Here is a 22,267-nt window from a genome sequence, read left to right as displayed (position 1 = left end):
GTCAACGAGATCGCCACGGCCTCCTCGAGCCGGCGGCCGTTACGAGTATCGCCGCCATCACGGCGGCGACGATGGCGATGGTCGCCAGCAGGCCGTGCCGGTAGCCTGCCAGGAACGCGTTCTGCACGGCCGCGGCAAGTTGTCGTCTGTCCCGGTCTCCGGCGGAGGCGACCATCGCCACCCCCTTGCCGAGCGATTCGCTGCTGACCACGCCGCCGAACGGCAGAGACTCTCCCGACGCCACGAGGTGTGCGTGATAGCCGCTATCGACCGTGCAGGCGACGATCGCCAAGCCGAACAGTCCGCTGGACGGCACCGCGGTTGTGGTCGCCGCCCATGCGGATGCGTTGGGCGACAACGGAAGGGCCGCACTCACCGCATCGAGCGCGACGCTGAGCACCATGGCGAAACCCACACACGCGACCGTCGCCATGGCGACGATCGGGCCGAGGTCGCCCTGGGCGTCGGCGGTGAGACCGATGGCCAGGCCGTCCAGGACCGCCGTCAAGCCGATGGTGAGTGCGGCCGTCATCCCGAACCGGCGCTGCACCTTCGACCCCAGCTTCGCACCGATCACGGACGCACCGCACGTGGGGAGGAACATGACCGAACCCGCGACGACAGGTGAATGACCGTGCACGGCCTGCAGATACTGCACGATCAGGAACACGATCCCGAACAAAGCCAACCAGGCCGTGCCCAACGCGAACATGGCCGGCCGGACGCGTGGATCCGCTCGTGCGAAACAATCGTGCGGCAGGGCGCCACCGCGTCGGATGATCGCGGACACCACCGACATCACGACCCCGGCCACCGATGTCCCGATGACCGGTGGCGAACTCCATCCCCAATCCGGCGCCTGTATCAGGGCGAACATGACGAGCCCGATCCCCAGCGTCACCGCGATCGTGGCCGGCCAGTCCGCCGGGCTCTCCCGATCCGCCGGTGTGGCCGGGACGAGGACGGCGACCCCGATCATCATCAGCATCGCCACCACCCCGACCGACCCGATCACCCGAGGCCACCACACGTTGTTCAGAATCAGGCCGCTGACCAGTGGAACGACGGTCACACCCGCGGCACAGGAACCCGACCACAGGGTGACGGCCCCGGCCCGCGCGAGGGCGGTGTCGCTCACGGCCGTGAGGATGGACAGTGCGGCCGGGAACATGGCGGCGACGCCCGCGCCCATGAACACCCGCGCCACGACCAGCGGGATCGAGGTCATCGCCAGCACCAAATGCGTGGCGGTGCCGCCGACGAACAGCAGACCGCCGCAGAGCAGGACCCGCTTGGCGCCGAACCGGTCCGCGAGCGTGCCGCCGATCATGAGAAACGCGGTGAACGCCAGCACATACACCTTCGGAATCCATATCGACGTATGGAGTACGGGCCGGTCCCCCAGCTCCTGCAGCAGCGTCGGCACCGCGATGGCGTGCCCCGCGGTGTCGAAGCTGGTCATGAATCCGATGGTGCACAACACCGCCACCACCAGTCCGCGATGCCAGCGGCCGAGTCGCACGCTCGCCCCGCCCCGCTCGGCTGTACGGCCCGAACGGTCTATCCCGAGAGTCATGATCGCCCTTCACGTCCTCACCCGGGCATATCTGCACACCGGTGCGGTAAAGCTACCGCCACCGCACTGTCACCCGTCCTCCCCGCTCTCGGTACGCCGCCGTTTGCTGACGGGACCGTCGATGTTGGTGGCGCCGTGCGGCCTTCGCGTGCGGTTGCTCGGGCCCGGCTGCGACCCATCGGCCGGCACCTTGGGGGCATCGGCGGATGTGCCTCGGTTCCACCATTCGACGAACCCGCGCCGGTTGACGAACTCCTCCTCGGCGGCCGAGGTCTCCTCGTGCAACGCATGGCGATACGCGCTCGCGACCAACCACGGCCAGATCGGCTGACCGGGGCCGGGCATCGGCCCCGCGGCCGGGTACACATCCCGGCCGACCACGAACCGGATCGGGCCGTTGTCCACCTCGAGCAGCATCGCGTAGTGGCCCGCGGTGATCAGGTCCGCCTCCGCCATCGCAGGAACCCCGGTGAACAGGGCATCGTCGTTCTCGTCGGCAGCGGCGAGGATGTCGCCTCTTTCGCCGCCGATCGGCGTGAACATCCGCCTGATCTCGCCGGGGTTCCTGGTGGCGAACTCGCGCAGGAACTGGGTCAGATGGGGATCACCCAGGTCTGCGGGGACGTCGTCGGGACGCGGGCCGGTCGCCGGATCCCAGAGCGGGCCGGGCAGCTCGACCCGCGGGTGCAGCCCGGCTGCTGCGGCTTGCTCGAGGCTTATCAACCACTCGTTGCCATCCTCGTCACGGACCAGCACGTCGACGCCGCTCGACATCACCTCGTAAGTCGTGCCGTGGATCAGATACAGCGGGGCGGCTGTGCCGCACTCCACGCGCCGCGCGGACACGAGCGTCTGACCGGGCCGGAGAATACCGAGTGAATCGGGCCGAGTGAAACTTCCGACGGCCTCGGCGACGAAACCCTCGCTGCTCAGCTCCGCCAACGTCATCCGCCGGAGGCTCCCCTCGTAATCGACCTCGACTGCCTCCACCGTGCCGTCCGGCCGCCGGAATATGTCGGTCACCTCCGCCACCACATCCTGCTCCCAGCCGGACCTGTTGATCGCGACCTGCGTCAACTCGGTGTCGGCGGTGCGCACGAACCGCACGAACTCGTCGCCGTGCTCCAGGGTGTTCTCCACGACATCGACCCGTACGAAACCGTCGTCACCGGGCACCACGAACCCCGCGTCTGCCAGCTCGGCCGGAGTGACCCACGCGGTGGTCCGGCCCTGGCCCTCGACTCGCACCCGGGACGGGAGTCCGTGCTGCCCCGCATATTCCACATCGACCACGGTCAGCAGCCGGTTGCCCGCGGCGACGATCCGAGTGCCGTCCGCGGCCACTACGGCGGCCGCGCCCCCGACATACCGCAGTAGCGGCGGTGCCCACTCCGTCAGACGGGGAACCGTCCCGGCCGACGGGACGAAGAACGGACGGTACGGCTCGTCGGCACGCACCGGCGGCTCGGGCACGAACGGCTGCGGACCGAACCGCGGCACGGCGGGCATCGGATCGCCCGACCGCTCCCGATAACCGCCGGCTACGTCCCCGTCCTGCTCCAGCAGCCGGAAGTCGTTACCGAGTACGAGCCCGTTCGAAACCCAGAGCGCCAGCGCCCGGTCGGCTTGCGCCTGCGGTCTCGCACGCCCATTGAACTGGTCGATCACGGCGGTGATCCTGCCGTCGTGGACTTCGATCTGCACTCCGGCGACTGCCGCATGGTGACCGAACCTCTCGCGCGCCCACGCCTCTGGAGGGACCCCGGCCGGCACCCGGAAGGTGCGACCGTTTTCGGTCACGACCACATTCAGCCACCGAGTATCCGCCGGTCTCGGCTCCCATTCGTATTCGACACCGCCGGGGCCGAGCGCACCCCACCCGGATTCCAGCGGACCGGAGTGGTCGTACCACCGGCCGTCGGCACCGATATGAATCTCGTGCTCGGCGATCGCCGCATCGCCCGACGCGAACGCGACGGCAGCTGTCGCATCGGCGGGAACCGCCACCCAGACGGCGCCGTCGACGGACCGGTACAGGTTGCCCACCGGCTGCCGCGGCCCACCGAAACGCAACTGCCGCAGTGTTCCGTCGGGAGAATAGACGTCCAGATTCAGCCTCAGCGTTCGCGCTGCCGCAGACAGCGATCCGTCGGCCGATAGGTGATTCCCCACCGGTACCACCCCACCCTGATCCGGATGCAGCATCGCGGTCGCCGCCCCTGGCCCGTACTGGATGGCGATCTCCATGACTCGTGTCAGCGCATGCCACACCCGCTCGCTCCCCTGCCCGGGCTGCGGCTCCCACACGCCTACCGGTCCCGGCGGACGGAACCCAGGCGATTCCTGCTCGCCCGTCGAGCCGGCCGCGTCGAGGGCCGATACAGTCCGAGCCGGTCCGTGTTCTACCGCCGGATCCGCGAACCTCCAGCGCGCCAGGACATCCGGGCGCACCAAACCGGCGTGTTCGGCGGCTTCCCGGGTAACGGTCCACGATCGGCCACGGTGCTCGACCACCAGCAAACCTTCGCGAGTGCCCGGCCGGACCAGGTAACTCGCTCCCCACCCGACCGGTAACCGCGGGTGCACCAGCCTGTCGCCACGACCGACCGCCGTCGCCTCGCCGATAGGCTCGAGGCTGCCGTTCCCGCGAATCACCGAGAAGCCGAGCCGCGCCAGATCGATCCGCTCGACGGCCGCCATGCCGCCGTCGGTGAAACCGGTGACCACGATCGGTGCGCCGCCCGAGGAGGGAAAGCGGACGCTCAAGCCGCGGCTCGTGGCTATTCCCCTCGGACCCACCCGGGTGGCAATTGTCGAATCCGGTCCGGCCGGCGACACCCGATACCAGGGCTCGTAGCGGTCGTCCGGCGCATGGCCGAACACCGTCTCGGTGAGCCCGTATTCATCGATCAGTGCCTGGATCCGGTCGGCACCCAACTCGACGCGCGCGGACCCGGAGTCGACCAACCGGAACTCGCCGTCAGGGCCCGAGTACACGGTGGCCCAGTGATGGCCGTGGCGGCCGAGGAGAAGCATGCGGTCGCCGCGTTCCGCCAGCCATGCCCACATGTCACCGGGCGGGGGACTCTCCGCGCCCGCGGGCCCCAACTGGTCGCGCACAGCGTCCCGCCAAGCGGCTCCTGGCATCGGTACCGGGGTCGGCCCCGGAGTGCCCGACCGCTGTGCGCTGTCGTCGACCCCGAACCGATTTCGCTCGTCTCCGAGTATTCCGGTTGCCGCATCCTGCCACGAAAGTTCCTGCCCCGGCGCATTATCCGGCGCCTGCCCCGAGATTTCGGTGTTCGCCCGGACGGCGCGGTGTGCCTCGATAATCATGTGGGCCCAGATCGGCCGCCCGCTCGTATAGGGCAGATCGGTGAGACAGTCCACCGATACCCATCGCTGCCCACCCGGTCCATCGATGCGAACCTCGACACTACGGAAGCGTCGACGCTCGACGCCATTCTCGTCGAGCGGCACGGCCCCGATGGCCGACGTTTGCGCACCATCGGCGCTGTCGCCGCGGTTCACCCGCAGCATCTGACCGACCACGGCCAGGTTGCTACCGATAATCCCCCGAAGCTCCGAGACGACCGGCGGCGGGAGCATCGACAGGTCTCTGATCAGATCGTCCCTTGTCGGAGAGGGCCTCCCCCACAGGGGGCCGTCGAGCACTCGAGGACGCAGCACTCCCAATTCCGCGGCTGCGCGCGGGTCGACCCACACCGACTCGCCGTTGTGGCGACGCAACAGGATGGCACCGTGGAGACTGGCGCGGGGTTCGACGGTAATTCGCTCACCGACGTCGAATGTCACAGGGCCACGGGGGCCTGGCACCTCTACGGACTCGGGAGCGGAAAGCCGGTAAACCGGGACGGTGACTCCTGCCCGAGTGAGTGAGTCTCGCCGATAGCCGACCCGACTCAATGTCTCCTCGGCTACATACGCTGCGACACCGCCCGCGCCCTGCACCAAGCGATACATCTTCGCCTTCTCATTGGATGAGAATTCCTTGCGAGCCTCGGGAACCGTCTCGTCGTACTTCAGGAAACCGCCCTCGTACGGCCGCATGAGCTGGTTGGTCCGGGTGATCACAGCTCCGGTCGGCCGAATTCGCCGCACCCACTCGCGGGTCACCACGTTCACGTTGCCGTCTTGCCATGCGAATGGCTGCTCCAGCACATTCGGCAGCCTCGCTCCGCCCTGCGGTTCGGCCTGCCCCTGCGTAGATGAGCTCACCGGCCCACGCAACCACGCAGCCGCTGCGGCGTGCGCCTCGCGAAAGAGAATGGGCCACACCGGAGATCCGAGCGGAGCAGAGAAAGTCTCGGTGAGACCATCCACCCGCACCCACCGCGGCTCGTCCCCGACCCTCAGTAACACATCGATATTGCCGAATTCGTCTTCCCGCACCATATCCCGGACCAAGGCCGAATCCTCGGCGACCAGTTCGTAGAGCTGCTCGACAAATGGCGAAGGCGAAGACATCCGAAGGTATTCGAGATCGTTTACCGAAAGCTGCGGCCTGCCATCATCATCCATCCTGAACAGTGGTCCGTCGAGCCGCCGCAAGGGATACAACCCCACTGCGGCGGCAGCATCGGCAGTCACCGACCACGCCGTGTCGCCCTGGCGCAACCACACCCACAACCCGCTCGCATCACCGTAAACCGGTTCGACGACGAACCTCATGCCCTCGCGCAGCACCAGCTCCTGGTACGCACCGCCATCCCGGGCACGGGCAATCAACGTCGTCTGCTCGCCGCCGGGCAACCGAACAGGAGAGCCCGGTCGATCCGGTATCAATGCCGCGGCCGCCCGAGCTACCGCGATGTCGGTGGCGCCGGCAGGCTGAACCTCGTCACCGGCAATCTCACCACCGCGCAATGTATCGGGGAGTTCGGCCTCGTCATCCTCCGACTCGTCCTCGCCCATCGACTCGTCCTCAGCGTCATCCAGCACAGCGGGCGCACCGTGGTCGGAGTGCTCGGCAGTTGACACGGTTGATGTCGCCGCGGCCTGCACGATGGGCATATCTCCCGTCACGGACTCGTCCCAACCGTGCACACTGCGAGTGCCTGCCCCGGCTGAAGACAGCCGTACGAACTGGTTGAAGTGCTCCGCCGATACCTCGACTTCGCGGTCGTGAGCACCGGAATCCGCGTTCGGATTCGTCAATTTCACACCGGTCGCGAGTCCAGTGAGTGGGTCGGTAACCACTCCCGACACGGTATAGGCGTGTCCTCCGAACAGTCCGGTATGCGGATGCAATGCACCGTCCGCCAGCAGGCGCGTTGCCATGATCACCGTGTCTTTACGCGCCAGCAGACGCACAATCCGATCCAGGACCCATCGGGTCGACGCCGAATCACTGAGCGGAGCGTCGGACTCCCATTTCGCCAGCTCCGCCACAATCGGATCCAGGTAATCTTCCCGTTTCCTATACTCATCGGCACCCAGCGTCGCCACCAAGAAATTTTTGAAGCCGACCGACTTCAGCGCGTTGTTATCTCTCAGCCACCTGAGATATTCGTTCCAGTCGTCTACCTCATCGACACTTTCCAAAGCGCGCGAAATAATATCACGGTGGGCATTATTAGCTATTTCCCAGCCGGAATGATTGTTCCAGCCGTTCATCCACTTACGCCAGTCCCCGTCGAGGGCCAACACCTCACGTGCAACCCTCAGCGCCTCGTCCGTGACCTTGCCGCCGCCGGCCGACAACTGTGCCAGAGCATCCAGGCCGAACGTCATCGGATGCGCGAAATTCGCGTCGTCTACCGCATGCGTCGACTGCATCCGGCCCGCGCTACCCGCCAACGTGACCGGCCGCAGGGCTGCCGCGGTCTTGCCGGAGGCGCCGCCGTCGATCCCCTGATATCCCCGGTCTCCACCCTGGTATTTCGCCCAAGCCTTCTCGATCACCGCCGCCCACAACGGTTGCCCCGCCTTGTGCACCGCATAAGCGATTTTCCCGTCGTAGGCATAGAACCGCCGGTCCACCGGAACCCACACCTCACGACGAACCGGCTCGCTGAACACCACCTCGCCGGTCGGCAGCGTCTCCCGCCCGTCGGTAATCTGCTCGGTGAACCGCACCTTGAAGCCATCATCCGAGGGAACAATCATGTCGACGATCCACTCCTTGTGCTCCGTCGCCAACTCGATGAGATCAGCGAGCAGGTAGCACGTGCCGAGCGCACCCTGCACCACATCGTCAACGCTGGGCTGTCCGGACGCACCGAATAGATCGCCGTCGACGAGCACCAGGTCGGGGATCTCGAGACCGGCCGTTTCCAAGACGTCCTTGTCCATCCGGTGCCACACGGGTGCGGCGTCTGTGCTCGCGGGGTCGCGCACCAGAACTCGACCGGGCGCGCTCTCGTCCAGGCGAACCGCGACCATCGTCCCACCGACCAGGCTCAACTCGGTATGGCCCGATATGACGGTAATTCCGCCGACAGGGACGGCGACCGCCGCTGCCGGCATGTCGTGCGAGGCCGACGACGTCGATTCCTCGGCGGCGACAGGTGTGGACGGCGGTTGTCCGTAACCCGCCACCCATTCCAGCATGTCGTCCAATGATTCTTCGACTGGGAGCGCCGAGGACATCGCCGAGCTCCGCGACCCGACGGTCTGCTCGGCAACGAGGGCACCGGCAGTGCCCGGGTATTGCGCACGAGTCACATCGCGGTTCCAACCGTGTACGGACCGTGTACCCGGACCTGCAGAGCTCAGCTGCATGAACTGATTGAGGTGCGCCGCCGGCACCACAATCCCGTCCGAGGACAATTGGGTCGGGTGCCATCCGTTCGGGTCGACCAGGCGCACACCCGTCACACGTCCGGCCGGGTCTGTCTCGACCCCCGACACGGTATAGGCATGCCTATCAGGCAGGCCGGTGTAAGGGTGCGTTCCCCCCGTCGGAAGGACGCGAGTGCCCATAACCACCGTATCGCCGCGTTTCAGCAGATAGTCGATGCGGTCCAGAACCCACCGAGTCACCACCGACTCGACCAACGGCTCGCCGGACTCCCACTTCGCCATCTCCACCAGCAACGGCTTCAACTGCTGTTCGAGTTGCCCATACCTGACGGCGCCCAACGTCGCCTCCAGGAATACGCCGAAGCCGGCCGACTTCCGGGCATCGTTGTCCTTATGCCATTGCGTGAATTTCGCGCTCGCATCATCGGAAGACAGTCCGAGAACAGTCAGCCGGGCCCGCTCATCATTCGCCCGATTCCAGTTGTCCCGATCAGCCCAGCCCTCCATCCAAGCACGCCATTCCTCCTCGAGACCCAGCACCTCCTGCGCGATCTCCACGCTCCCGACCAATTCCGCCAGAACGTCCGGGCCCAGTGTCATCGGATGCGCGGAATTCACGTCGTCCACCGCGCGCAGCGACCGAACTCGGCCCGCAGGCCACAATGCCGCTGCGGTCGCCCCGGGCGGGCCGCCCCCGATCCCCGCATATCCCAGGCCTTTGCCTCGGTAGATTGCCCACGCCTTCTCGATCAACGCCGCCCACAAAGGCCGTCCCGCCTTGTGCACGCCATACGCAATCCTGCCGTCGTAGGCGTAGAACCTCCGATCCACCGGAACCCACACCTCACGACGAACCGGCTCCCGGAACGCCACCTCGCCGGTCGGCAGCGTCACCCGCCCATCGCCAACCGGCTCCATGAACCGCACCTCGAAATCACCATCCGGACGGGGCCGAATCATGTCGACAATCCAGTCCGGATGCTGGTCTGCCACGCCGATGAGATCGGCCATCAAATAGCAGGTGCCGACGTCACCCTGCCGCACATCGGAGACACGTGGGCCGGACGGACCGAACAGGTCGCCGGTGGCTCGCACCAAGCTCGGCACCTTCAGGTTTCCGAGGATGTCCCTGCCGACCAGGTGCCATATCGGTCCATCGTTCACGCCGACGGGTTCACCCACCCACACCCGGTCGGCCGCGCTCTCGTCCATGCGCACCGCGACCGCCGTCCCACCGGCAAGGCTTACCTGTCTGCCGCCCGAACTGAACGTGAACCCGTCCGCCGGGATATGAACTACTGCTGCCGGGACCCGCCAGGCTGCGTCCGGCTCGTCGAACGCCGCCGGAGCGATCGCCGGAGCAATTGCCGGAGTGTCGTCCGTGCGATCCCATGGGTCGACCTTCTCGGTGATGATCGTGGGATCGTGCTGTGCGAGGTTCTCGATGGTCAGCGGGACCGCGCCTTGCCCGTGCACCACGTCACCCGCCCCGGTCTCGGGGTCGGGCCGTCCCGAATTCGCGACAGCCGGCGGGACAGCCCCCACGGGAACATCACCCAGCCAGTCTTCGACCTTCGCGCGCATCGCCGAGTGCTCGATTCCAGCCTTCGCGAAGGGGACCCACGTGCCCGTTTTCACGTCATAATCGCGGTCGCGCCGGGCCTGACGGTCGGCGTGCGTCAGATCATCCGCTTGCACGACGGCATGCGCCGCAAGGATGAGGACGGGCCAGATCGGGCCGTCGACGGCCGCCGACAGCGGCAAATCAGTGAAACGGTTCACCTGCACCCACTGTGGCCGGCCGGCCACTTCCAGCAGCACCTCGAACAGCTCGGTGCTACCGGCGGGATCTTCCCGGATCATCGTCTCGATCGCCCCCGGATGGTCGGTGAGGAAGCGACGGAGCTGCACGACCGCCGCGCTCGAGGCCAAGTGTGGAGAGCGTTGCAGGTCCAGGGCGTCGACATGGGTGCGTGGAGAGTGCAGCAGATCCACCCCGTCGACCGCCGGACAGTCCAGTATTGCCAGATCCTCGACCTTCGGAACACCGTCGGCGGCGAACTTCGGGCCGGCCAGCCTCCGCAGCGGACGCAGGCCGAACCGCGCAGCCACCTGCGCCGACACCGACACCGAGTCACCGTTCCGCCGGAGCCACACCTTCCGCGCATCGCCGGCGTCCGGCTCGACAAAGACCCGATCGTGAACCGTCAGGTCCAGGCCGGACAGACCGACGCTGAGGACGAAGCGCCCGCTCTCCGCATTCCCGCGATATCCCCTGGCAGACAACCTGGGCCAGGAAACCCAACCGGTTCCGTTCGCTCCGGTCACAAAGTACAGCTTGTTTCCGTACTGATCGACTCGTTGCATCTCCGGACTATTTCCATGTCGCAGGAAGCCGCCGGGAAGCGGTTCGAGCCATTGACCGGCCTCCGTCTTCACGTCGAAAAATCTGTTCTTGGCCCGGTTTTGTTTGTTGATGTTCTCGTCCGGCAGATCGACCGGCAGCTTCGCCGGCAGCTCGAATCGAGAACCCGGATAGGCACGTTTCACCACCGAATCACCGACTGCGCCGCGGGCAGCGAGCGGAATCGGGCCGGTGGTCTCCGGCCCGAGCGCATGTGAATCTTCGAGCATCGGCAGCTCGACTATGCCGGCAGTTTCCTCGCCTTCGCTTTCCCCGCCGAGCTCCGAGGACGTTTCCGAGACAGCAACCGACTGCCGGAAATCATTTCCACGCACAAGCCCGTAAGGGTTCGATCCCAGATATTCGAGCGCCGCCGCGTTTAGATCAGACGTGATCGCATATTGCTGATCCTGACCGAGCATAATGGTGAGCACACCCGCTCGGACCTCAACTATTGCAGCGGCCGCAGCCGAAGCGCCGGCGAGCAGCGATGCGAGCGAGATTCGCTCACGACTGCGCTCCATTACTTCTTTCATGGTGATCGCATACATGTTTCCGTATACGTCGACCGCCATCATCGCGCGCCGGTTCATGGGATCCTGGAACTTCTGCCACGTGCCGGGAGCCGCGCTCAGCGCCCCCATTTTCGCATCCCAGGTGGTATCGAAAAGACCTCCGTCGACAGCCCGATACAGCAACCCTCCCGGACCGACAACAATCCGCAATTCCTCACGGTGCGCGGGTGATAGTTCGGCGAACTTCTCGCCGGGTGCTATCGGCACACCCGCCAACTGTGGTGAATCGGTTATCCGTGACGGAATCGGAATTTCCGTCCCTGCGAACACCGGCCCGCGGTCACGTGCCACCGTGGTCTCTACGCCCTCGTAGTGGTGCTGCTGTTCGAAAAGTTCATTCCCGTAATCGGGCACGGCGTCGACAGAATCCGGAGCGTCGGCGAGGAGGTACTCGTCGTCCCAGATCAGCACGGGCTCCCGCGCCACGTCGTCTACCCACCGAGCCACCCGGTCAGCTGATTCGGACTCGCTCGCCGATTCCGGCCGCACATCGGAAACGGCATTCTCCACCACAGCCCGCGCCCCGAGCGAGGGCGGCGGTTCCGCCACCAACTGATCGCCGTTCAGCTCCGGCAGACCCACTGCGATCGGATCCAACTGAACATCCACACCCCGCGTGGGCCGATCGATCACAAACTCCGGAGTTCGTTCCGTCTCCACACCGGAGTGCTTCCCCGCGAGCCTCCTCGGGCGCAACAACCGGAAGTCGGGATGCAACGCCAGCTTATTTTCCTGATCGCGCAGATAGCGCACCGCGGCATCGTTGAATCCCCGACCGGCGACATACTCACCGCCTCGATCCGAAAGAATCTTCACAACACCCGCGTGCACCTCGATCTCCGCCGCCGCCAGTGCGGGATCGCCATACAGTAGCGACGCATGCGTAATCCGCGGTCGACCCTGCTCGAATTCGGCAACCGCGAAAAGATTTCCATTCTGGTCCATCACCATTACAGCGCGTCGATTTCTCGACGGTTGAACCCCGGGACTGCGATTTGAATTCGACTCATCCGAAACAGCCGCCGAACCGGATACGGTGTCGAACAACTCACCATTCACAGCCCGATACAACAACCCATCGGGCCCCACCACCAGGCGATAACGATCACGCTCCGAAAGCGGCAACCAATTGTATCCGAATACTCTAGGAGCCACGCCGCGCCCCAGCTGCCGCTTCACCGATGGGTTGTCAACCATCGGAGCCGGCACCGGCACCCCGGTATCACCCATGTTCGGGGGATCAGCCGACTCGTCCTCCGACGACCCGGATACGACCGAGTAGACGGAATGGATGCTGCTCGGACGGTTGGGGAGATATGGCACCGGCCCGAAGGACCAATCGTCGTCCGAGTCCAGAGAATTCAGCTCACCATCGGCGGTCGGAGCGGATTCGATCGGCGATACGCCGAGGTCGGCAGGCACCGGATCCATGACCGCTGCCGACGCGGCATTATCAGTATTCGTGCCGAAGATGGACGTGGTACCCGGCCCCGAAGAACCGATGCCGTCGAATTGGCTGAAGTCCGCCAACGGCACGGTGATCTCGGCCCCGCCGCGCGGGTCCAGCAGCACTACCGCCGTCGGCAGTCTCAGGTTTCCGGATTTCGCGCCGGCGCGCTCCACACGGACGACGGTATACCCATGCTTGTGGAACAGCTCGACGCCGTGCCGGCGATTACTCGAAAACTTCGGTTTGGTACCCAGGGTGACCGTGTCGCCGTACCCGATAAGACGATCGATCCGCTCTGCCATCCATTGCGCAATTGTGGTATCGCTCAGCTGGACATCCGATTTCCAGGCGGCCAGATGCATCAGCAGCTTATTGTTCTCGAGCCATCGATTTTCAAGAAGCCTCTTGAATGCGGCCGGCGTATCTTCATGGGTCTCGGAATTCCATCCGGCCAGCACATCCTCGACTGCTCCGGCCATGTCATCAGTCCAGCCGAAATCGTTCAGCAAGGATACCCGATCGTCTTCCAGATCCTCCTTCAGATTCGACGGAAGCATGCCCTCATCGAGGAGGTTTTCATACACATTGTCGATCGCCTCCTGCAAGTTCTCGGTCAAGAACTCGTCGAGGCGGTCCACCTCGTGCAACCGGCCCTCCCAGCTCTGGACCAGCCGCGCCAAACTTCGACTGCCGAGCACCTCGGCGAGCGTGTCGTGGTCCAACTGGAACAGATCGGTGAAGAATTCCTTGTCAAGGCTGCGCGGCGGCCGTATCCGCCCCGCATCACCAGGTGGCATGGGCGGTCGCAGCATCCTAGCCATCTCCCCCGGGAGCCCGCCGCTGATGCCGCTGTAGCCACTGTCCCCGCCGCGCAGCACCGCCCATGCTTTCTCGATCACCGCAGGCCACAACGGCTGCCCCGGCACGTGCGCGGCGTACACGATCTCCCCGCGGTAGGCGTGGAACCAGCGATCCACTGCTACTCGCACCACGCTGCCGTCCGGTTGGGTGAACCGAACCTCGAAATTGCCGTCCGAGCGCTCACGGACCATCCGACGAATCCAACCGGGATGCCGCTCGGCCATGGACTGGAGACCAGCGAGCAGGTAGCACGTTCCGACAGCGCCCTGCACCACATCGCGCGCAGCGGGGTCGGCGTCCATTCGGAACAACGGGCCGGTGACGTATTGCGGTTTCGGCACCCCCACCCCGAGTGCCATCTCGGGCACCAGGTGCCAGGCATGCTCGGGCCGCGGCTCCGCCGGGTCGCGCACCCACACCATGTCGTCGGCGTGGCCTTCGGCTCTGCGGACCGCGACATTCACGCCGCCGGGTAGTCGGACCATCCGACCGCGTGACCTGAAGCGGGCCCCTGCGGCCGGGAGGCGCACCATTGCGGCCGGTTGGGCCAGTTCGTGGTTACGCGGGCGGTCGAGGCGGTAATCGTCGCCGATGGGCCAGGCGATCGGACCCGATCTGTCGTCGAACACATCGATGACGGGTTCGCCGACAGTGCTGCCCCGGCGTGCCAGACCGAAGGCGGACAGCGCGTCGGCCAACCGATCGGCACCCGTGCCGAGCAACGCCTCCGCAGTGCGCGTCACCTGCGACAGCGGTCCAGACCCGCGTCGGATCCCGTCGTCGATCCACACCACGACCGCGGTTTCCTCTGTCGGGTCCTCTTGCCGCGCAGCCGCATAGAGATTCATGCCGCTGGCCACGCCATCACTCATCGACGATATCGAGGTCTCGACCCCGGGCACATGCCACACCACCGACGGCGCGGTATCGACGTTTCCGAAGCTCATTACCGCCGCGCCACGCCCGCCGAACGCGTCCGGATCGAATTTCAGCAGATACACCCTCGGCGGAACAGCGATCGCCGACAACCCCGAGATCAGCCGGGATTCCAACTCCGCCGAGTACAGATTGAGCAGCATCGATTCCAGAATGTGCTGTCGCTGCTTTCCGAAGCTCCGCCCGGCACCGACCGACCTGCTGAATTCGGTGTGGAGACAACTCCGATTCAATAGATCCCGCACATCGGCGGGAATGCCATCGGAATTGCGCAGTTCCGGGAAATCGGTGACCAGGCGGTGCTGGAATTCCGGAGCGAGGCTCGAGAAACGCAGCTCATTCCACCACTGGCGGCCATGCTCGTCCCACCACGTCGTCAACCGCCGGGTTCGATCACGCTCATCGGTCGCTCCCAGTGCCGCGGCGAGGTGTGGCGGCACGATCCGGTCGTCATCGGATGCCGGCTCCACATGTGCCCACACGCCCTCGAGTCCGACAGCAGGACGCACCACTCCCCGCTGCAGCGACAGCGCCCACCGACCGAGCTCCTTCCGCTGTTCGGCCAGTTCCTTGTGCTCGTCCCGCAGAATGCCCTGAGCCGTCTGGGAGTTCGAGGCCCGCCGCAGCCGGCCCGAAACCGCCATCTCCCGCCGATCCAGGAACAACAGCCGCTGTCGTATCTCGGACTCTTGCCGGTCCGACTCTCCACCTCGCTCCCGCGCCGGACCATGAAGACCCGACGGATCCGCGGGGTCGAAGGCCCTGCGCTCGAAACCGGCGCCCAACTCGAGACCACGCTGGCGAAGAAAATCGAGCGCAACGTCGTTCAGCTTCGGAGCCGTTGGGCCATGATCGGTGCTGTCGGTCATCACCGTCAGGGTCCCATTGTCCACGACAATGTAACCCGCGGCGGCAACCGGACCCCGGCCGAGGAACGACGAATGATATGTCGCGTCCGAATTCGATCCATTATTCGCGTAGACATTTCCGCATGTGTCCATGACGAATTTCGCACCCTCGGTGTGGTACAGGGTGCCGTCATTCGCGTGATGGAACTTGCCGTCTGAACCGACGAAGATTCGGTGCGAATTCCGGACGTCATCGGACATATGGTCCGCCGTCTCGGAGGGGCGATGATCCGCGAACGACGCACTGTCCAGGACCGGCAGACTCCGGGTCGTCAGCGGGCGTTCGCGTGGTGCGGGAATCTCCGTCCGCTGCCCGTCCTGCGGCCCCACCGCTGCCGCGGCGTCCGGATGCGGCCGGTCTCCAGCACCGTGGTCAGCACTGTCGCGGTCCGATGCCGCTGCCGCCATCAGCTCGAGCGCGAGCCATGCGCGCCGATCGGACTCGGACTGAACATCCCGGTACGGAAGGGCATCCGAATCCTCGGCCATTGCCTCCGCGGGTTCGGCCGCCGATGCCGTTGTCACGCCCCCGGCGGCAGAGTCCTCCGGACCGAAGGCGAAAAGGGTGCCCGGGCCGGATGAGGCGATCCTGACGAATAGATTCAGATGTTTCAGAGGTACGGATATCTCATCGCCACCGAGAGGGTTACGCAGGACCACTGCCGTCGGTTCACGGAGCGCTCCGTCATCCGCGCGAGCCCTGTTCACGCGAACAACAGAGTACGCGTGAAGGGGAACCAAAGCGATGGCGGCAGATTGACCCGAAAGATCCGGTTTCGTCTCCAGGCTCACCGTGTCACCGCTTCGGAGCAGATAATCGATCCGGCCGGCGAGCCACTCCGCAATCGTGGTGTCCGGCAACGCGTCGTTCGATTTCCAAGCATCGAAATGTGCCTGCAGTGCGGCACCGGGCGCGTTCCACTGCTTGTTGAGAAAACCCCAGAACGCAGCGGCGGTATCGCCGTCCTCGGGCTTCCAGCGCGCCAGCGCCTCCTCGACCGCGGCCGCCGTACCGTCAGCCCCCAGCAGCTCGGCCAGCTCGGCGTGATCCTTCTGCACCAGACCCGACGGAGTCAATTTCCCGGCCCGCATGCGCTCCCATACCCGCAACGCTGCGGAGCGCGAGTCGGAGCGCCGATTCCCGCCGCCTCCCTCCAGAACCATCCGAGCGAAGCCGGTACTGCCTACCAGACGGGCGAGTGTGTCCAGGTCCACCTGGGACAGATCCGCGAACGGCTTCGCATCGACGCTGCGAGTCCGCTGAATGCGTCCCGCGAACCCGGGCATCTGCGGCGGTCGCAGTTGCGCGGCCGTCTCCCCCGAAAACCCACCGATGATGCCTTGGTAACCTTGGTGCTCGCCATGGAATACCGCCCATGCTTTCTCGATCACCGCAGGCCACAGCGGCTGCAAAGAATCCTGTGCCGCATACATCATCCGGCCACTGGAATCCTCGTAGAAGGTATCATCCACCTTGACCCAGACCCAGCTGTTTTCATTGGAATCATAGAACCGAACACTGAATGTACGGGGCCGTCCGGGCTTCTCGTGAATCATATCGACGACAAGCTGCGGATTGTCCTGCGCCAAACCGATTAGATTGGCCATCAGATAGCAATCGCCGACCCCGTTTTGCCTGACGTCTCCCGGTTGTGGGATCTCCCCGGCATACAGTGGGCCGATTGCCTTTTCTGCACTGATTCCAAGCAGTCCGGAATCCTTGACCGCGATCCAGCCCACACCCCAGGGATGGCTGATTTCCAACTTCTTTGTCGGTTCGGTCGAATGCGGCTGGATGGTGACAGACGAGTCGCGATCCCACCGCAGAGCGTCGCCCTGATCGTCGATGACGACAAGGCCCGCCTTGGGCACCAGCACACCGTCACGTTCGTTGAACGCCTGTTCCACGACGGCAGCGGGCAACTCGTGACTGAAACCGCGGAAGAGCTCGACCTCATCGACCTCGACAGCGCCAACCGTGCGCTTACCGACGATCTTCGCCCTTATATCGAGAGGGATCGACACCAGTTCGCCTGCACTGTTGGACACCACCAGGCAATCACTCGGCGCTGCGACCGTTGTCGACGCCATTGTGATCTGCAAGCGCTCCGGCGGGGAGTCCGCGGAGCCCTCGGGCGCACGAACCGCCGACTCGAACGCAGCCAACCTGGTCGCGATCGCCTCGGCAGCCGATACACCCCCGTTCGGCTCACCCTCGTACAGCCACTCCCGGTCGTCGTCACTCGGGAATACCTGACCATCAGCACTGGGCACGCCATCGCGGGTGTAGAGAATGGCATAGGTATGGACGTTCGCCGGGACGTGTGACGCCAGGGTGTCGTCCAGTCCGGTGGTGGGGTCGATGACCCGGATGGTTCCGCCGCGGTTGGTGAGGAGGTAGGCGTGTGCGCCGACGCCGTCCTGGTTGGTGGGGCCGTAGTAGCTGTCGACGACCAGCGCGGTGGCGCCGTGGCCGAGAGTCTGCAACCTCCTGGCTATCTCGTTGTGATCGGGGAACTGTTGCAGTTCGGCGCCCGCGGCCCGTTCGAGTTGCTCGACGGACATTCCGGCGGCGCCGACCGGCTCGCTCGGCAGATCGATTACCGAACTGTTGGTGAGTTCGAAGAGTCTCTGTAGTGCCTGCCGCCCGCAGTCGTTCTGGAGGGGGAGGTCGGCGTCCGCCGGACGCGCACCGATCCCAGCATGCGGCTTCGACCCATCCGAGGCCGGCATGGCTGCGTCTACCGCACCGGCCTGGTCGTCGTGAATGGACAGGGAGGCGACGTCCGATGATGATCGCCCGTAGTTTGCCACCCAGTTCAGGATGTCGTCCCACGCCCCATCGGTTACGTAGTCCACACCCGCGTGCTCCCAGGTCTGGCCCACCAACTCCCCCTCGGCGCTATCGGCCGAACCGGAAGCCGCTGCCGCGGGGGTGATCGGGGTAGCGATGTGATAGTGGCCCTCACCGGTGTCCACCCTCACCAGGACGAGCTCCGGCGCGTCCTCGGACCCGAAGACGGCTCGGCTGCCATCCGGATTCACCACGACGAGACGTAGGTGCAGTACGTCGGCGGTGAGCCGGACCAGCCGGTCCCTCGACGCGCTATCGGACACAGCCGACCTGAGCAATGCGTCGAACTGCGCATCCAACATCCAGCGGCGGCCAACGTGAAGTATTTCCAGCTTGCCTTTCAGGCGCGAAAGTTCCGGGGTCGCGGAGTCGTGCTCACCGAGCCTTCGGATCTCCTTCTCGAGTTCATCGATGTCTTTTATCAAGTCTGCAACACCGGCCCCCTCCGGAGATTCTCTGCACTGAGACCACAATGCTTCCAAAATTCGGGCGCGTATCACCGAAGGCGCCGGTTGTATCGGAGCTTTGCCGATCGCCCACAAAAGAGAGCCTACGCCATGCAATTGCCCTACAGGCGCTATCCGATACCCCGGGAGCGCTCCGATCTGCTCGGCCGTGGGCTCATAGCCGACGGGTACCGGATCAGGTTGGCCGTCGAGCACATCGATGGGGTTGATATGGTCGTCGGAATATTCTGTCGAATCAATGGACGAATCATCGAAGATGTCGTCCTGCACCCCTTGCGGCCGACCAAAATTCGGATTTTCGAAGTATCTACCATTTTTCTTTCTATCTTTATCATAGACGAAGACGCCGGCCATGAACTCTCTTGGAATCCCGCCGGGAAATGCGATCTCCTGTTCGTGTTGGAAGAAGTTCTCCAACCCCAACGTTTCGTTCACATCAATTCCACCCGGAACGATGATCCTGTAAATGTACGACCGAGAGAAGATCTTACCGATATTTTCGTCGATCGAGGCACTGACGAAAGATGACCTGACCTGTTTCAGCACATATTCCCTCAGATTGGTGCTGTTCACATCCTCAGGGATGAATCCTGCTCTGAAGACAATCTTCGGGGAAACATCACTGCCGCGATAGAGGGTTTCATTGCTCGTTCTCAGCTTCGGAACAACACCGAACATCTCGATAAGTTCATCTTCGGTATATTCCTTGGGCTCCGCTCCGATTGAGATGGCGATTTCCCTAGAAGCTGCCGACACCACCGGCAGGCTCAAACCCAGCGCGTGCACAGCCGCCTCAGGAATCACGATCGAGCTCGTCCGATGCTCGATCTCCCACCTACCGACCGAAATCGGACGGATCGATACCGTGGTACCCCCCCACAGCCGTGTCACAACCCCGTTCGCGCCGGCATGCATCAGCTGAGTGCGAGAAGATCCGGGACTGTTGGGCAACGAGACGTTCCTCAGGGTTCCCAACCGCGACCCATCCGGCTGAACTGTCCAATCAAAGAATTCGAGCAGGCCCGGATTCACGCGATGCATAGAGTAGTTCGGGTCCGAAGCCAACCCGATCGAATTTCGCTCCGTCACACCATCAGAATCGCGCTCGCGAACCCAGGTCACCGTCCGACCGTGCCCGATCACCAAGGCTTCACCAGCCTCATCGATAACCACCGTGTTCTGCGTTTTCCCGATTGTTCCCATGCGCACTGCGTTATCCGTACCACCACGCAGCACTCGATCCACCGAACCCGAAACCTCGGAAACATCGGGCTCACGCAGATAACCAGCGGCCCCGGCACCATCCGCGTCGACCGCGACCCAATAATGCCCATCGACATCGGACACACCCGTCCGGAACAACGCCACCACGCGCTGCCCCGGCACACCATGACGCAACGCCACAACCGGACTGCCCTCGGAATAAATATCCAGATTCAGCCCCAGCGCCTCCGCCGCCACCACCAATGAGCGATCGGCCGCGGGAAGCACATTATCGGCCGCGGGACGACCCGCATCACCAGGAACCAGCAACACTCTCAACTGCTCGACGAACGCGGCAACCCGCACCTCCAACGGCTTCGTAGCCATGAACTCGCCGATGTACTTCTCCGGAGCCGCCAGCATCGCACCCACCACCGCATCCCGGAAATCCCGATGCGCCTCATCGACACCGATCCCCCCGACCCCGGGCTCATCAACCCGAATATCCAAAGCCCGGGCCAACGCATGCCACAAACAATTGTTCCCCACCCCGGGCTGGGACTCCCACACAGCACCCGGCACCGGCGGGCGAACCTGCTCCTTCCCCAACACCGACCGGAACTCACGAACGTCCGACGCGTTCGCACCACCTCTCAACGGCGGCCGGCTATTCCACGAACGACCGCTCGTCCGCTGCCTCGTTTTATCGAATGTGTGGCTCCCGCGGGGGGATCCCTGGATCCGTCGCCCGAGAATTCTTTCGGCGGACCCCACGCCGGGCCTCTGCGACCCGCCTGGCAATGTGTTGCCCGGGGTGGTAGCGCTGTGGCTGGGGATGCGGACGACGGTGATCTCGGGACTGTCCAGGACCTGCTGCAGGGTCGCCGCGACCGGACGGCCGTCGGCGACAGCGATGAGCTTATCGGTCGAGGGCAGCCAGACGTACCGTGCGCCGGACTCGTCGCCCAGTACCGCGATGGCGGAGGCGGCCTCGGGGGACTTCCCGAACGAGACCTTGGTGAGCTCCCGGTAATCCGTGCCGAACAACTCCGCGAACTCCGTCCAAGGCCGGGCGGGCGGGTGCGTCGTCGACTGTCCTGTGGAGAGCGGCAGGACTTTTGCCACCTGCGGCGGCGTCTCCTGGTACTGGCCCACGACATCGCCGGTGACCCACACCGTGCCCTTGGGACCGCGGACCTCGACGAGGGCCACGGCCCGCAGGCGGTGCCCGTCGGCCGGTGCGTTCTGGCGCTTCAGTAGGCGCCGGACGCTGCCGGTCGCGGCGGCCTGGCCCTTGCTCGCGGTCTCACCGCCGAGAGGGAAGCCGGAGATGCCGCCGCGGTGGTTGCCGTCCGCGCTGATCGGGCCGCTGGGTGTGAAGGTCGGAGCGACCGTGGTGGACTTGCTCTCCTGGGATTGGAAGCTGTCGTTCGAGAATTCGAAACGGTCGGTGACGATCGACGTGCCGCTGTCCTCGGCGCGAGGCGAGTACAGGCTCACCCTGACCGTGATGCCGGTGACCTTGGTGCCCGGAGCGTGCGGCTGAGGCCGGGGCATGTCGTCCTGGTCGGCCGCCTCGACGTTGAGGAAGGGGGCGGTGGCTTCGGGGGCCAAGAGGGTTTGGCGGTTGCTCGTGATCAGTGTGTTCAGGCGGATATTCATGCCCTCGGCCGAGCGAGTCTGCTTGTTGGCCTTCAGTGCGGGGTCGACGGCCAGGAGGGCCTGGCCGAATTCCTTCGCGGCGTCGAAGTCGTAGATCACGAACGGAAGCTTGGGCACCCAGTTGTCGACGGACAGCAGGGTCTGCACGCTGTGCGGTACCTCGTCGGCGCCCTGACGGTTCGCTTCCAGGTCGGTGGCGTCGGAATTCCGGGTCGCCGGGGCCTCGATGCTGCGGTCGAGAGTCTTGCGGGGTGAGGGCCGGACGGAGGGATCGAACCCGTAGATGCGGGGTGCGGTGCGGGCGACAACAGGCTTCTCGGGGGTGTCTCCGGTGGCGAATTCCGGTGCGGGTTCGGTGTCGATCTTGTGGAGACGGAGGTGGGACACGGCGTTGACGGTGGTGGACTTGGAGTGGGAGCTCGGGGCGGGGAGCTGCGTGGCGTCCACGTCCGTAAACGTTCCCGCCCACTGCCCGGCGTGGATGAGCTGCCCGACGTAACCGAGGCCCTGCCCGGTGCGGCTGAGGCCCTCGCCGGCCAAGTCGGCCAGGTATTTCGACGCGGTCTCGGTCATGGGGCGCCAATCGACCGTGACGACGTACTCGGT

General features: G+C 65.0%; 2 protein-coding genes (1 of these 2 cut by a window edge). Both read right to left on the bottom strand.

Features of this window, described 5'->3' with window-relative positions; all coding sequences use genetic code 11:
• Position 1: 1 nt before the first annotated feature.
• The gene (locus tag KO481_RS25450; protein ID WP_215920450.1) at positions 2-1,576 is read right to left on the bottom strand and encodes an MFS transporter; all 1,575 of its coding nucleotides are present in this window, start codon (positions 1,574-1,576) and stop codon (positions 2-4) included.
• A gap of 69 nt (positions 1,577-1,645) precedes the next feature.
• Positions 1,646-22,267 carry the 3' portion of a C2 family cysteine protease gene (locus KO481_RS25445; RefSeq protein ID WP_215920448.1) on the bottom strand. 13,206 nt of this gene lie beyond the right edge of the window, so 20,622 of the gene's 33,828 nt are visible here — the last part of the coding sequence; its start codon lies off the right edge, out of view; the stop codon is at positions 1,646-1,648.

The sequence above is a fragment of the Nocardia albiluteola genome (genome assembly GCF_018860155.1).
Classification (GTDB): Bacteria; Actinomycetota; Actinomycetes; order Mycobacteriales; family Mycobacteriaceae; genus Nocardia; species Nocardia albiluteola.
The sequence above is the reverse complement of the archived record's forward strand: the minus strand, read 5'-3'. Positions and strand labels throughout refer to the sequence as shown.

Bases quoted from the DNA above. Each gene is read 5' to 3' on its own strand.
- KO481_RS25450 (WP_215920450.1), bottom strand. From the start codon at position 1,576: ATGACTCTCGGGATAGACCGTTCGGGCCGTACAGCCGAGCGGGGCGGG.